This is a genomic window from Vibrio sp. 1180_3 (assembly GCF_029478545.1).
Taxonomy (GTDB): domain Bacteria; phylum Pseudomonadota; class Gammaproteobacteria; order Enterobacterales; family Vibrionaceae; genus Vibrio; species Vibrio aestuarianus.
In genome coordinates, this window is record NZ_SJFM01000008.1 from 1 (window position 1) to 13,317 (window position 13,317).

The window sequence follows — 13,317 nt, forward strand, 5'->3', positions numbered from 1 at the left end:
TTGAAGAAGCGTTTGGATCTGACCGCAGTGCTCTAATGGGTATCGGTGAAACATTGATGGAACGTGCGAAATGGGATGCTTGGGAAAGTTACCAAAATCGCATTACCTACGACGAACAGTAACAAGGTAATTCGTATGAAACAGGTGGCTTTCTTAAATCGTATCACTTTATCTATTCGAGGCGTCGAGCCTGTCATTGTCAGTGCGCGTTCAAGACTGAGAAAGGCAAGTGATTTTAGTGGATTAACCCCGCTTATGGCGGCTTATGTTAATGCTGGAATGGCTGAAGTTTTAAACTAGGGGGAAAAATGGCTTACAAACAATCTGTTTTCGTCTTTACATGTCAGCTTGGGACTCTATCAATTTTTACCTATCTATATTTTACGGGTTTTTTCAGTAGTGGGCATTATGCAGATGCGGCCAAGTATGTTGACTGGTTTTTAACTTTCGGTGTTTTGCCAATGGCGTGGCTGGTGATTGCAGTTCAAGCATGGCAAGTTTACAAAACGAGGGAATATCATGAGTGATTCTTGAAATTCATGTAAGCGACGCCCGGTATTGAACGGGCTGTCGCTTGCATGCTTTAGAGTGTTATCCTAACAATGATGCTAATTTACTAGCAACGCTATCAAGTGTTAACAGCATACCTATCCAACATAACTTGAATGATGTGCTGACAATCAAATCAGGGTGAGTGCAAAGCCAAATTTGTCGCTGTAAAACACTGGCTTTTTTAACAACCAGTTTTACATCTTGCTTAGTTTTTAAATTCAATGCATCAATACCATCATAATCAATACTGATTGCATCCAAGGTTAACCCTTTAACTAAACCACCAGCTCCCATGACGTATCTCAGAATCCATTTACCAGACTCTACATTCCGTATTACGAGTGCCGTTCGACGCTTGTATTTACCCTTCCCTTTTCCAATGTGCATATTATTCAATCGAATTATTGAATGAGTAATACCGCTATCACGCTCTGGTAGGCTTACTACCTTGCTAAACTCTTTATTCATAATTATCTCCTAATAAAACCCTTTCGAGCTTGGTAAATGCTATATTCCGCAACTGCACAATAGCAGTGTCACCCAAGCGGCAGTGACGTTTGTACTTATGTACAAATCTCAACAGCTAAAATTTGCTTAGCTCTTAAGACTCATTTTTGTTTCCCAGAATGGGATGATATATACAACCTAGTAACCGGTTGCTGGGACTATCTTATCGTATCGGATTGGTTGCGCTTCAGTCCAGCGCTGGTATTCAACAATCAAACCTCTGCTGCTATTTTTTATTTGGCTAGGTAAAACCCAATGCTCTCCGGTGTTTGTAACTGCGATAACCAGTGCTTTTTTATCGCGTACCAGACTCATTCTCCTATAGCTAATAACTGACTCTATTATTGTCTGAGCTTGATATCCGATCACATCTGAATCTATTGATTGTTGGATTATGACGCTTTCAAATGCATCTGTAGCCATGGCAAGCTTTGTCATAAATTCAATCATCCCACTTTCTGCCGCAACTATTGCCACTTGTTGTTTTAAGTTCATATTAAAATCCTTTTGCGACTTATTGCTATCACGAAAAAACCGGCAATATTGCCGGTTTTTGGTTCAACGCTTTCTAGCAAGACGTGTATCGCTCAGTTATTTGAGGTTCATCATGCTTTCCAGCCATTGCGATTGATGTTTCAAAGGTACAAGCACGTAATTACTTTCTTTAAGCATTGCTGCTTTTTGATTCGTTTTTAAGGCTTGCTCCGGTGAATAATTAGTGTTCTGCGTATAACTACGCACGCACTCTAAATGTATCACCGTCCAATCGCTGTACTTTAGTGATTCTTCTATATCTGATTCGCTTTTACCTGCGGCCAGCATCCGCGCTCTCGTTTCTTCAACGATTACAGGGTCAACATGACTGACGTACTCGCCTAGTTCGACACGCCGATTGCCAAACTCACAATAATGCTTAACTTCCTCGGCTAAGACGACGGAAGGGGTTGTTATTGAGGTGGCTAGTAATACACGATACAGACAATTTTTTAGTACCACTTTTGTTTTTTCCTTGGTGCTTTCCTTTTCGGAATTTGATTTGTAATTCGCATTCGGTTTGTAAAATGTAGATGTTTGATTTATCAAACATCTATTTCTACAGATAATCCCGTCTTCGCAGTTTGCACATGCCATGAAATTGCCCCTAGCTGAATTTTAATTTACTAGATTGATGCTTAATTTCCATGGAACGCAACACAACATACAGCCGTTCGATTTTAGGCATTCTGTCGAAATTTGCTTTTACTGCGGGACTGAAATTTTGAAGCATTTTGTTTTTATGCTCAACAATCTCATCCCGATGATTATTTTTCCACGCGACACACATCGGACAAATGCTGAGGGATTGTTCGGCCTCGGCACCTTCAGTGAAGTTTTTTTGACAACATACACAAGTATTGATGTTCATAGTTTTCTCCTAAAAATTGCCCTTTCGAGCATTGATGATTGGACCCGCAACTACACTATTGCAGTTATCACCTAAGCGGTGGTGACATTTTCTACTCATTACTTGAGTAAAAATCTGTAATGCCTGAACCAATTATCACAGACGCGAGTAGGCGCATAGGCATTCTATTTGTCTATGTGGTACTTTGTTTCGTTGTTGGATTGACTCAAGCAGGGCGTCAAAGGAGTTGTGTGAAGAGAGCCATGTCTCTGAGCAATAGTATTCATTTAATCGTCTTTTAAGTCAAGTTGACTAGGAATAAAGGCCATATCACGAACGCGATATAATGCCCCAGAGTAACCTCGCCCTTTCGTTTTCGGTTAAACAAAAAGCAGGCTATTACTGCGAACGCTAAAGCAGAGAACGTTTGAGTAAAGCCAAGTGCTATCGAACTAGCCGCCACAAATTCAATATCTCCACCACCGACCATAACGTGTCCTTTATATTTGAACGTAAGTTTATTGGCAGAAGATAAGATCGTATAAGCCGAGATAGCCGACATTAATCCCTCAATCATTGTTGTCTCTACGAGCTGGAAGTGCACTATCAGGATGCAAAACAAAGCAAGAAGCACACTAAATATTGTAGGTATAAGCTGATACTTGAAATCAATGCACCCCACAGTAATGAGTACCGCTGTAACTCCACAAAGTAGCAATAGTTGACTATTACCTACACCATACAGTGCCACTGAAGCCATAACGGTGGCCATTGCTAATTCTAAGATCAAATACCTTGGTGATATTTTTTTTTCACAATAGCCGCATCTACCTTTTAATAATAACCAACTAATAATGGGTATATTATGCCACGCCTTGATTTGCCTGTTGCAGCAGGGTGTTACAGAGCGACCACCAAGGCTAACATCGTTCATTAATTTCTCAGCTTGACTAAGCTGAATTGAATTTGGGTGCATAATCATCATATCTGCGACAGCGTTGTTTGCTAAAATTTTGGGATATCTATAGACAACGACATTCAGGAAGCTTCCGATAAGTGCGCCCCCGATAAAGGCATATATCGCTCTAAGCATTAAGTTATCATTAAATAAACGCCATAATTGATAAGCGGAATCGAACAGTAATGTTTCCATATGAACCCTATTTTGAGAATTACAATCCATCCAATGTAATTCGTCCGATCGGATGTTTAGGTTTGTTATAGCCTTGTGGGTAAGAGATACCTACTTAAGCAACCAATAAGCAAGTCGGGTCTTCCAAGTCATTCTTACACCCCGGCATCCGTAGTTTTTAGCTGAATCATGTTTGTAACGTAAGTGGATAGGTTCAAAGTGGCTTACTATAGATTCAGCTTCTTCGAGTGTAAGTTCGTATTGGTTATAGAATCGCGATTCCTTTATGGTGATATCGTCGGCAGGAATAGTTACAAGACCATTTGGTGATCGGTTAAGTATCACCCATTCGTTGCTTTCAATGAGTTGGTTGTGATGAGGACTCGTAATGAGATTAGAGCTGAACAATACATCTACAGCATCGATATCCAGATCCACGATTATGTCGCCCAAATGAGAATATTCACCGGTACTTTCTGTGAATGAATTTAATACATCCATCTCGAACTCAACTGTTTTATGCCCTAAAAACTTTTTGGCTTGCAAATATCGGAAGAGTGAATGAGCGTAGTTAGAGTTATTATTGTCGCTCCGTTCTTTTATGGAAATGTTACGTCTCAATCTCACGCTTTTTATGTTCATCGATAGTAGTTGTGTTTGAGTGTGTTTATACATCAACCTCACATCATTAATGATCGACTGTAGCTCATGTTCATTTAAAGTTTTCAAAATCAACTTTAGATTACGAATTTTTCCATCAGATAAATATTCGGCTTCAATCCTGTCTTTACAAAAAGGTAAACGATTTACGCCTAAAGCCAATGACACAAAATGAACAAGCAATGCGTACCCATCTGATTTTGAAACATTAAAACCAGTTATTCTATCGGCTTCTGGAATGTCAACATGGACGGCACATCCCATCGTTGCTGCAAGTAATGCATTTTGCACATTGAACTTGCTCACTTTATTTGGCCAGATTTTATGTTGTTTCGTTAATTCTTTCATGTGAACTTACTTCTAAAATTTTACTTTAGTTAAACACATACGTGACCAATTCAAGTATACCGCCAACTCCGATTCTGGGCTTACTTACCCGTTCTTTACCCGTTCTCTGAACCAACATTTTAGAAAAGATGCCCTTGCTTTTGCATTTTCGCTGCTATCTTAGAGAGGTTTAGTTATCACGTATGGAGTTATAGACATGATTTTTCGAGCTTTTACATTGCTAACAATAAGTTACACTCTCTCCGGTTGTGTGATCACTTCGCTTGATGAAGTGGCACAGAGACAGTTCACCAATCAATATCTGGATTTGCGTACTGATAATTCGCAACCGACATCAGTCATTGTTCGTGAAAGTGAATCGCTATACAAAGAACTGAATGATTCGCAAAAGGCAAACTATCAATATGACATAGAAAATTCTCCTTACGCCCGAACCAAAGTTAAGGGTGTCGTCATTAATGGTGATAGCTCCTACCCGTTTGAAATTGAATATCGTATTGAAACTCAAACGTCATACATCCATGGTTATCAACGTTTTGATAAATTTTCGAATCAAGACCGCATTCTGCTTAACTCTGGCCCTGTCTTTGTTCACACTTATTGTAGCCATGTCAATGCTCGACGCATTTCTGACTGGCCCATTACACAGGAAGGTACAGCTTTTGCGGTACTAGAGCCGAACAAATGTTATCAAGCAATAACTAAATTGGATAAACCTCATATGGGGCATGAAATAGTCATTGCTAATGGTGCGTTATCTGAAACGATCTACGAAGATGAAATTGACTGGTGGGGGCAATGCTTTTACGAAACGGTTCTAGAAGAAGTTCCTTGTGAAAGCATTAATGAACAACAAAATAACGGATAGGTACGATAGTGGCCAGCTCAAAAGCGATTATTGCTTGCATTAAACAAACGATAGAGGGTCTCAAGCAAGAGATTCCTCACTATCATCGTCGTGAGTCTCAAATGGCAATGGTTAACGATGTGCGTAATATTCTAACTCGTTCGTTGCCTAGCAATGTCATTGTTTGTGAAGCTGGAGCGAGCCTAGGAAAAACGATGGCTTACCTAATGAGCGCAGTTCCTTGTGCTCAATTGATGAATAAGAAAGTCGTTATATCAACGGCCACTATTGCACTACAAGAGCAGATTGCTCATAAAGACTTGCCATTATTTCAACGGTTATATCCAGCACAGCTAAAAATTTCCTCGATTAAAGGAAGTACGCGGTTTATTTGCAAATCAAAGCTCAACCAGGTGCTCGATCTAGCGAATGATAAATCAGACCTAGGCTCGACATTATTTACAATCCAACCGTCCAGTGATGATTTGTCCATATTGCGCTTAATGGATCAACAATTAGCTAATGGACTCTGGGACGGTGATATCGATTCGTGGGCTGAGTGTGAGTTATCGCATGATATTTGGTCCCATGTTTGTAGTGACTCATACACATGCAATCCATCATCAAGCCAGCATGCGCTATGTCCGTTCCATCGTGAATGGCAGGAGATGGCAGAGGCTGACATTATCGTGACTAACCATTCTTTAGTTGCAATGGATTTAGAATTCGGAGGTGGCGTTTTATTACCAAGCGTAAAAGAGGCCGTGTATGTTTTTGATGAGGCGCATCGGCTTGCTGATATCATTAAAGATTCAACTACCTCCGTCATTTGTATTGATGATTCCGTTTCTCTATTCGATTCTTTGCTTTCATTAACTGATACGCAAATATTTACTCAATCGCTAGTACCATTGATATCACCAGAATTTTTACGCACATTTCGAGTTAACGTCCGTGACGTGTTGTCTATTTTTATTGCTATAAAAGCTTGGTTGGACTCGAGTCAAAACATTCATTTTAACAGAAATCGATTTCATCGCTTCGAAATGGGGGTGCTGCCAAAATCAATTGAGATGCTGTTATCTGAGTTGCAGTTGGCGACTGCGAAGCTATTAAAATCAAATATTACGTTACTCTCAACACACCAAGCCATTTTAAATAACTGTGGGGCGTTAATAGCTTTCAAGGATCGCGTTGCTTCTATCGCGAATGCTGTAGCATTAATGCTTACGACTTACAGACATGGCATGCCTCTGGTTAAATGGGCGGTGTTCGAAAATGGTAAATACACTCTTTCCGTTGCTGACGTTAATATCCGAACCAAACTTAGCAAGTACCTCTGGAAGAATAATAGCGGCATTATATTAACGTCAGCAACGCTAAGGTTTCTCGGTGGTTTTGACAACTTCATCAATTGTTTAGGGCTGAATGAATGTGGAAAGTCCTCCCTCTTTTGTCGTGTTTATCCCTCCCCCTTTGATTACACAAAACATGCGGATCTTGTATTGCCCGATGTGCCTTTTGAACCGACACAAGAAGAATATACTGTCTGGTTGAAACAGAATCTCTTTAGTTACATGAATCAGGCTGTGAGTAGCTTGGTGGTTTTTACCAGTAGAAGCCAAATGCTTTTGATGAGAACTATTCTTGAAAGTGCATGTACAAACAACAATATATTGATTCAATGCCAAGGGGATGACTCAATAGAAATGATGGTGAAAAATCACGCACAGGCGATCTCGAAAGGCTTGAAATCTGTGCTGTTTGGATTGCATTCGATAGCTGATGGTTTGAATTTACAAGGTGAATTGCTCACAAACTTGATCATCGTTCATCTCCCTTTTTATGCGCCAGACTCTCCACTTACTGAGGCTAATGCCGAGTTTGAGCGGCAAATGGGAAATAATCCATTTTTTACAGTAACAATCCCCAGAACCAGTGCGGCTCTTGCTCAGACCGTTGGTCGGCTAATTCGGAGTGAAAGCGATAAAGGGCAATGTGTGATCTTAGATAAACGAATAAGAACGAAAAGGTATGGAGTTCAACTACTCGATGCTTTACCACTGATGCAGAAACGATACTAAAAAGGAAAGCTATATGTCATCAAACACAAACTTAACTTGGAATATTCCCAAAACTATTATTTTTTTCTCCCACAATTTATTTGCTCTTGCGTTCGCTTTTGCACTTTGGTTGTGGGCGTTCGATAAACTTGAGTTAGACGGACTGCTTTTTGTGGCATCATTGATGGCCTTAACAATCGCAGTTTGGGTGCCTATTGTGGGAAGTGCCATCATTGCACTCATTTCATTTGATTACCCTGGCTTGCCTTTTAATGCCGCGCTATTGGCGTTTTTACCAGTGATCATTATCTTTGTGATTGCCACTCTGTACCATAGCAGAATCATTACTGAAGATTAGGATGCGAGTCGCACTAGCTAATGTAAAAATCTAATGACTCGTCATTAACGAATTTGAAATATGAATGCTTTCTTATTGTTGAGATTGATCTTTCTTTTTTTGAACATTAGTGGTGTATTGATGTCTCATTTTTACGAAACGAATGTATACTAACGTTAGCGCCGATTCAGTAACTGTTGCTCATCGGCAACAATAAAATAAAAGATTAAAGTGTATTATGTTATCTCTCGATAAAGCCAGAATGAAACTCGCTACATCCCTGATGGTTCATGCCGTTGTTCAACGTGAAGGTCACGATTGGATTGATTGTTTTCAAGTTGGTGATTTTGATAAACTCGATCTTGAGTATCATTTTTTTCTGCTTGTGAAGCAAAATAAAGTTCCCAATGTAGATTTTACCAATCTCTCAACTAAGCGTTTAGAAAAATTTAAAATGCTATCTCAGCACATGGATTTCGACCTTGGGGCTTTCATTCTCCAAATGTGGGATGGTTTAAAATTAAATGACGTACAACCTGTCAAACGAGCCGGTATCGTTCAAAATGAGCTAAAACGCCTATTTTTTTTAAATTCGACCAACAGCACAAAGTCTAGGCCAAGCTCATTTATGCACTAGGCAAGTTCCTTCAATAAGTGATTTATATTCTTCTAATTTTCTATGTGTCTTAAACTCCGACTCATCTGCTTTGTAGCGCTGTAATGATAGATAATCTAAAGGCAGCAGTGAATTTGTAATAATGATTAGTGGTGAGTGTGACTTCTTTGCTATGTGCCGCTTTTTGTTACCATCATCATAAGCTACAACATATTGTGGATGTAGACGCACATTTGAACGCTTATATATATTTTTAGCGGTGGCCACTTTCAGCTCTTGTTCTTTGATCTGCCAGTCTTCTAGGTTTCTAAAGTAATGCTTAACAAATGCTAAAACCTCTTCTTTGGTCATTTTTTTTAAACCGCTTTGAGATTCACACCACGATGAACGGACGCGATACGTGTTCATGGGTGTGAGAGGTATGAGTCGGTGTAAGGTTTGCATTAGTACATTTGGAAATAATATTGATGTCAGTGACGCTCGCTTTCTCGATTCTGGTTCAATGGCCTTCAGCTTTTTAAAGAATAACTTCCTTAACTGGGAGTTTTTATCTATCAAGCGAGCGATGCTGTAATGCTGATCGTCATTACCGTATAGTTGAACGATCCCTTCATAGCGTTTTGGTAGATTAATAAGGTGATCATTCACATTCTGAGGTTCAATCGCCAATTGAAGCGCTGCGAACGATGATATAAATTCAATTTTTGGCTTTATTTCATCCGGCAACTTAGCTCCACGAGGAAACTGAGGGAGTGATTGCACCGATGTTTTGATGGGCTTTAATTCTTTAAGACGTTGTAAAATCAGTGCGTTACTTTCCTCTATTTCTTGAAAATGACGCTCTAACTCCATTTTTTCTTTCATTGAAACCATAATAAACTCACTAATAATGCTGCCATATTAAAGTATATTCATATTTAAATAACGGTGACAACGTTAATACAAATTGAATTAAATCTTTTGCTTTAGATAACAAAAAAGCTCCGAAAAGGAGCTTTTATTATTGAGTGAGCTGAATCGTTAGTGTTTACGGAAAAATCGTAAGCAACCCAATGCTAATACTGCAAACCAGTTTAATGAGCCACCAGAGCCACCAGAACCACCGCCTGACTCGCCACCACCAGTGTTGCTATCGTCTTTTTGGGGCACTACATAGCTAATCGGGAAGTTAGTGTCGTCCGTATCAGATAGATACAATGTCGCTGATTTCGTTTCAGTCATTGCTTCTTGAGCTGCATTAATCGTTACGGTTATTTCACACGAATCTCCACTAACTAACGTTTGATCGCATCCTGACACACTAAATAAACCGGTGTTATCGACCAGATAAGGCAATAATACCTCATTATTTTGCGTTAAATTCTGCACCGTAAATTTATGAACTTTAACACTATTACTTCCGGCATTAACGTCCAATTTAATCTCTTTTGGTGCGGTAACTTTATTGATCGCTAACTTAATGCTCGGTAAATAATATCCGATGCTCGTAAAGCGCGAGTTCGTGTTGTAATCGGTATCTTTTGCCAACCCAACAACATTGTCAGCATCGTTTAAAACAAGTGGTGTACCAGAATCTCCGTCACTGGCAGTCGCCCCAACAGATGGTGGTGTCGTGGTTAAATAATCCATCGGTTTATAATTACATTGGCTACCATCATTTAAACATAACCCTTGCTCTGCATCCCCTAACGCCACATTGGGAGTATAGATATAATCAGCAACTGAAAATGTTACCACTCCTTTTTGCATAGTTTGAGGTTGTGATTCAGATTCAGTCGCTCCCCAACCTTTGAATACAAGAGCATCATTCGCACCAACCACAAATACACCAGTATTTGGATTGTAAATTGGCGAAATGGCTGCATGGTTCGCTTGTGGTACGCTTTTCGTGAGTTTAATTAACGCGATATCACGATGCCATACGCCTTCTAAATATGAATGTGTTAAAAGTCCATCCATAAAAGACCAATCCCCACCCGCATTGTCATTTTTTACCGCAGCATATTCTTGCAATGCCTCAGCATACGCATCCTGTTCGTCCGAAAGGGTGTCAAGTAGCGGTAAAACTTGGTATGTAGTGTCGATGTGTTTATCACTATAGGTTTGTACGCCTTGATAGACACTAATGGCATTTTCAGCACCATTATCAATGTGCCACTGATATTGGACACTAGAACCATTGTGGCTATATGTGCCAACACAATGCCCTGCTGTAAGAATATACTCACCACCAATCAACAATCCGCCACAAGTGCTCTTAATGCCACTCGGTGAAGGGACTTCAATGCGAACGATGTAATCTTTATATTCGGAAGCTGTAACATCTTCGCCAAATTTCACAGCGTAAGCATTCGCTGAAATGGCAAGTGAAATAGCAGTAATTAGCGTGGTTTTCATGGTAATTCCTTCTTTTTATTTACGTTACTGCTAATGTATCTTAACTTTTTGAAATGCAAGGGCAGTAAGATAATATTTCACACAGTAGTGTATGGGATTTTGTCAATTTTGAACCAAGTTTTTATGATCGATGGTGACTTTTTTGTGAATCTAATCCCATATATTTACTTATCCACAATTTTTGTAGATTAACTGTGCATTGATTGTTGCGGTCTTTTTTATCTATATGATTTACAATGCTTAATTGTTAGAATCATTCTTGACAATGATATCTTCCGAAACAAACCCTAACTGTAGACACTCACACACGTCTAGATTGGAAATTTCACCTTTCATCCAACCATCCAAAAGGGCAAACCAACGTCCTTTATACTGACCTGCACAGGCTTTTTGTTGCAGCTCCGTCCTCGCTTTCGATAGTGCCGATTGATAAAGTTCTTCCGCTTCACTCGATACTTGATGTTGGATTAACTGATAAATATCTAACTGCTTTTGCTCTGGTAGGTTTGCGTAATATGCCATTATAGCGATCTCTTAAAATTCAGTGTTTATTTTGAAGCACTGCTAGATGGGTTGTTAATTCTTGGTGTATAGCCGTACATAGCCCAAACCGACTCGTCAACGAAGATGGGATCTACATGCAATGTTTTTGCATCAAAGTAAGCACCATGTGATTGAATCTTGCCATGACGGTATAAATTCCAAAGAATTTGAGCACCAATTCTTGCTGCAAACTGATTAACACCAAGTTCTTGCCTATTGATAGACTGCTCTGCACTGCACGACTTAATTTCGGCATCATCGTCCGTTAAAGTAGAGTAATCGTAGAGATCGCAAATGTTAGGCAGATATTTAGTCGAACCCATTTCTCCTAACAAGACCTGCCCTTGTGTTGCGTTATTGCCCATATCAAGCCATAGCGTGTGTCCCCTTGGAGTGAGTTTACTCAATTGATAGCGAACCGATGGGCGATCTAAAGCGGTAATAATCAAGTCAAATTGATGGCCGAGCAACTTTTCCACATTGGCGTGTACGGGATAGGAGTGCCAGTGCTTGCCATGCAAGTTATTTGCAGTCCAAACCACCGCCTCTGCTTTATTCACACCCACTTGTGTCGGAAAAAAGGTTTGGCGCGTAATGTTGGCCTCTGTAACCGTTCCACCATCGTAAACATGGACATCTAAACCACACTGTGAATCTAATGCTAGAAGGGTGGTATCCAGACGTATAATCTCCTGCGCCAACGCTGACCCCGTTCCCCCAACACCGATTAGTGCGACTTTAACTGGCTTGCCTAATTTGTGTATCGGTAGTTTGTACATACGAGATCCCTTATTTGTTGTTGCCAATAAAATTATTTAATGTTCCATAAACCGCCAGTTCGCTGACCCTAATTGGTGTTTCGACTTTTGATTGTAGCCACGCATAGTAGTCCGTATTTCCAAGGGATTTTTTCTTACGAAATAGGCCATTAGAATTCATATGTGTTTTAGTAGAGTTGAAATACGCTTCACTTATTTCATCAATATTACCAGTGGTTGGTAACTGACAGGTTCCCAAGCAAATCTTCCCACTTTGATAAACGTTTGGTAGTGGCGCACAGTAAACGCGAGTGTTTACTGTTGGCCGTTTTCCATTGGGAGCAACGCATACTGATAACCGTCCCTGATGATACTTGAAGATAAAAGTACACCACAGAATAGGCTTAGCGAAGGTGCGATTGTTGTGTCGGTAATACAATGGTTGATATTTACTCGGTTTGTATGTCCAAACCATCGTTGATGGTGTGCTCACAAGTATGCGAGGATCTAAAATATCCAAACCGTTACTGTGATTTGCCGTTTTGAGTGCATCTATTAGATCGTCTCGGTTAACCACTCGCGCATTAGATATTTTATTTTGCAAATCAATATCGTATGCGGTCACGAAGGACTCTTTATCGAAATGCTCTACGATAAATGCCTCTCTTCGGTATGTTTTACCAATGAATGCGTTCTCTACGGGTTGAAAGCTAAACATAAATCACCTCTCTGTTGAGTTATTCTGTTTAGCTTAACGTGGGTTCTAGGAATGCAAGTCTCGCCTTAAAATACCTTAACCTCCGATTTGATAATATTATGCTTGATAATGAAATCTTCCTTTACTTCATCTTCGTAACCAATCCATGATAGTGCTTCTAAAATCTGGAAAAGGGCGCGATTTACTCCAACACTGACCAACGTATCTATCGCTTGTAACGGTTTGAGAATTAATCGACTGTCGCATTCTTCCGAAATCATATCGTAATGATTATTGAGTTGAACTTGCACTACTTCGTTAGCAATAACGAAATGGATTGGGTATCCATGAGAAATACAATCAATCGATGAATGATCAAGTGGTCTTATTTGCGATTTGAACCACCGACTCAAGAAGGTTTCATCTTTGGTATCAAGTGCCTTGATTTTTTTGATCTCTGAGATTAACCCCATGAG

General features: G+C 39.8%; 18 protein-coding genes. 6 read left to right on the plus strand and 12 right to left on the minus strand.

Annotation, left to right across the window (positions count from 1 at the left end; genetic code table 11):
* Positions 1-135: 135 nt before the first annotated feature.
* The gene (locus EYW48_RS06645) at positions 136-300 is read left to right on the plus strand and encodes a hypothetical protein (RefSeq protein WP_277432031.1); all 165 of its coding nucleotides are present in this window, start codon (positions 136-138) and stop codon (positions 298-300) included.
* Between the two features lie 8 nt (positions 301-308).
* On the plus strand, positions 309-527 hold the full coding sequence (locus EYW48_RS06650; protein ID WP_277432032.1) for a hypothetical protein: 219 nt from the start codon (positions 309-311) through the stop codon (positions 525-527).
* Positions 528-591: 64 nt separating this feature from the next.
* Here EYW48_RS06650 and EYW48_RS06655 read toward each other — a convergent pair whose 3' ends face one another.
* From EYW48_RS06655 to EYW48_RS06680, 6 genes are all read right to left on the minus strand, one after another.
* Positions 592-1,020: a hypothetical protein gene (locus tag EYW48_RS06655; RefSeq protein WP_277432033.1), complete on the minus strand. Its 429-nt coding sequence runs from the start codon at positions 1,018-1,020 to the stop codon at positions 592-594.
* Positions 1,021-1,197: 177 nt separating this feature from the next.
* Positions 1,198-1,554 (minus strand): hypothetical protein, encoded by a 357-nt coding sequence (locus EYW48_RS06660; RefSeq protein ID WP_277432034.1) that lies wholly within the window; start codon positions 1,552-1,554, stop codon positions 1,198-1,200.
* A 96-nt stretch (positions 1,555-1,650) separates the two neighbouring features.
* Complete coding sequence (locus tag EYW48_RS06665; protein WP_277432035.1) at positions 1,651-2,055, minus strand: hypothetical protein; 405 nt, start codon at positions 2,053-2,055, stop codon at positions 1,651-1,653.
* Positions 2,056-2,200: 145 nt separating this feature from the next.
* Positions 2,201-2,464 carry a hypothetical protein gene (locus EYW48_RS06670; protein WP_277432036.1) on the minus strand — a complete coding sequence of 88 codons (264 nt, stop codon included), beginning with the start codon at positions 2,462-2,464 and terminating at the stop codon, positions 2,201-2,203.
* 277 nt (positions 2,465-2,741) lie between these two features.
* A complete protein-coding gene (locus EYW48_RS06675; protein ID WP_277432037.1) occupies positions 2,742-3,596 on the minus strand; it encodes an A24 family peptidase in 855 nt (284 codons plus the stop codon).
* Positions 3,597-3,686: 90 nt separating this feature from the next.
* Complete coding sequence (locus EYW48_RS06680; protein WP_277432038.1) at positions 3,687-4,583, minus strand: hypothetical protein; 897 nt, start codon at positions 4,581-4,583, stop codon at positions 3,687-3,689.
* A 196-nt stretch (positions 4,584-4,779) separates the two neighbouring features.
* On the opposite strand from EYW48_RS06680, the gene EYW48_RS06685 reads away from it, so the two are divergent.
* The 4 genes from EYW48_RS06685 (at position 4,780) to EYW48_RS06700 (ending at position 8,467) form a co-directional block, all read left to right on the plus strand.
* Complete coding sequence (locus tag EYW48_RS06685) at positions 4,780-5,451, plus strand: hypothetical protein (RefSeq protein WP_277432039.1); 672 nt, start codon at positions 4,780-4,782, stop codon at positions 5,449-5,451.
* A gap of 233 nt (positions 5,452-5,684) precedes the next feature.
* The gene (locus EYW48_RS06690; RefSeq protein WP_277432040.1) at positions 5,685-7,514 is read left to right on the plus strand and encodes a helicase C-terminal domain-containing protein; all 1,830 of its coding nucleotides are present in this window, start codon (positions 5,685-5,687) and stop codon (positions 7,512-7,514) included.
* A 13-nt stretch (positions 7,515-7,527) separates the two neighbouring features.
* Positions 7,528-7,851, plus strand: coding sequence for a hypothetical protein (locus EYW48_RS06695; RefSeq protein WP_277432041.1), 324 nt, complete (start codon positions 7,528-7,530; stop codon positions 7,849-7,851).
* 217 nt (positions 7,852-8,068) lie between these two features.
* Positions 8,069-8,467 (plus strand): hypothetical protein, encoded by a 399-nt coding sequence (locus EYW48_RS06700; RefSeq protein WP_277432042.1) that lies wholly within the window; start codon positions 8,069-8,071, stop codon positions 8,465-8,467.
* Here the strand turns inward: EYW48_RS06700 and EYW48_RS06705 are convergent.
* The 6 genes from EYW48_RS06705 to EYW48_RS06730 all read right to left on the minus strand — a co-directional run bounded on the left by EYW48_RS06705 (position 8,453) and on the right by EYW48_RS06730 (position 13,314).
* Positions 8,453-9,310, minus strand: a complete 858-nt coding sequence (locus tag EYW48_RS06705) for a DNA replication terminus site-binding protein (RefSeq protein WP_277432043.1) — start codon at positions 9,308-9,310, stop codon at positions 8,453-8,455. The two genes, EYW48_RS06700 and EYW48_RS06705, sit on opposite strands and share 15 nt — an antisense overlap.
* 156 nt (positions 9,311-9,466) lie before the next feature.
* Positions 9,467-10,843 carry a trypsin-like serine protease gene (locus EYW48_RS06710; RefSeq protein WP_277432044.1) on the minus strand — a complete coding sequence of 459 codons (1,377 nt, stop codon included), beginning with the start codon at positions 10,841-10,843 and terminating at the stop codon, positions 9,467-9,469.
* Between the two features lie 240 nt (positions 10,844-11,083).
* Complete coding sequence (locus EYW48_RS06715) at positions 11,084-11,365, minus strand: hypothetical protein (RefSeq protein ID WP_277432045.1); 282 nt, start codon at positions 11,363-11,365, stop codon at positions 11,084-11,086.
* A gap of 26 nt (positions 11,366-11,391) precedes the next feature.
* Positions 11,392-12,165, minus strand: coding sequence for a PRTRC system ThiF family protein (locus tag EYW48_RS06720; protein ID WP_277432046.1), 774 nt, complete (start codon positions 12,163-12,165; stop codon positions 11,392-11,394).
* Between the two features lie 10 nt (positions 12,166-12,175).
* Positions 12,176-12,862 (minus strand): hypothetical protein, encoded by a 687-nt coding sequence (locus EYW48_RS06725; RefSeq protein WP_277432047.1) that lies wholly within the window; start codon positions 12,860-12,862, stop codon positions 12,176-12,178.
* Positions 12,863-12,927: 65 nt separating this feature from the next.
* Positions 12,928-13,314, minus strand: coding sequence for a hypothetical protein (locus tag EYW48_RS06730; RefSeq protein WP_277432048.1), 387 nt, complete (start codon positions 13,312-13,314; stop codon positions 12,928-12,930).
* Positions 13,315-13,317 lie beyond the last annotated feature (3 nt).

What these genes read in the sequence shown, in the direction of transcription:
- EYW48_RS06645 (WP_277432031.1), top strand. Translation starts at nt 136, where the DNA reads ATGAAACAGGTGGCTTTCTTAAATCGTATCACTTTATCTATTCGAGGC.
- EYW48_RS06650 (WP_277432032.1), top strand. Translation starts at nt 309, where the DNA reads ATGGCTTACAAACAATCTGTTTTCGTCTTTACATGTCAGCTTGGGACT.
- EYW48_RS06655 (WP_277432033.1), bottom strand. Translation starts at nt 1,020, where the DNA reads ATGAATAAAGAGTTTAGCAAGGTAGTAAGCCTACCAGAGCGTGATAGC.
- EYW48_RS06660 (WP_277432034.1), bottom strand. Translation starts at nt 1,554, where the DNA reads ATGAACTTAAAACAACAAGTGGCAATAGTTGCGGCAGAAAGTGGGATG.
- EYW48_RS06670 (WP_277432036.1), bottom strand. Translation starts at nt 2,464, where the DNA reads ATGAACATCAATACTTGTGTATGTTGTCAAAAAAACTTCACTGAAGGT.
- EYW48_RS06675 (WP_277432037.1), bottom strand. Translation starts at nt 3,596, where the DNA reads ATGGAAACATTACTGTTCGATTCCGCTTATCAATTATGGCGTTTATTT.
- EYW48_RS06680 (WP_277432038.1), bottom strand. Translation starts at nt 4,583, where the DNA reads ATGAAAGAATTAACGAAACAACATAAAATCTGGCCAAATAAAGTGAGC.
- EYW48_RS06685 (WP_277432039.1), top strand. Translation starts at nt 4,780, where the DNA reads ATGATTTTTCGAGCTTTTACATTGCTAACAATAAGTTACACTCTCTCC.
- EYW48_RS06690 (WP_277432040.1), top strand. Translation starts at nt 5,685, where the DNA reads ATGAATAAGAAAGTCGTTATATCAACGGCCACTATTGCACTACAAGAG.
- EYW48_RS06695 (WP_277432041.1), top strand. Translation starts at nt 7,528, where the DNA reads ATGTCATCAAACACAAACTTAACTTGGAATATTCCCAAAACTATTATT.
- EYW48_RS06700 (WP_277432042.1), top strand. Translation starts at nt 8,069, where the DNA reads ATGTTATCTCTCGATAAAGCCAGAATGAAACTCGCTACATCCCTGATG.
- EYW48_RS06705 (WP_277432043.1), bottom strand. Translation starts at nt 9,310, where the DNA reads ATGAAAGAAAAAATGGAGTTAGAGCGTCATTTTCAAGAAATAGAGGAA.
- EYW48_RS06710 (WP_277432044.1), bottom strand. Translation starts at nt 10,843, where the DNA reads ATGAAAACCACGCTAATTACTGCTATTTCACTTGCCATTTCAGCGAAT.
- EYW48_RS06715 (WP_277432045.1), bottom strand. Translation starts at nt 11,365, where the DNA reads ATGGCATATTACGCAAACCTACCAGAGCAAAAGCAGTTAGATATTTAT.
- EYW48_RS06720 (WP_277432046.1), bottom strand. Translation starts at nt 12,165, where the DNA reads ATGTACAAACTACCGATACACAAATTAGGCAAGCCAGTTAAAGTCGCA.
- EYW48_RS06725 (WP_277432047.1), bottom strand. Translation starts at nt 12,862, where the DNA reads ATGTTTAGCTTTCAACCCGTAGAGAACGCATTCATTGGTAAAACATAC.
- EYW48_RS06730 (WP_277432048.1), bottom strand. Translation starts at nt 13,314, where the DNA reads ATGGGGTTAATCTCAGAGATCAAAAAAATCAAGGCACTTGATACCAAA.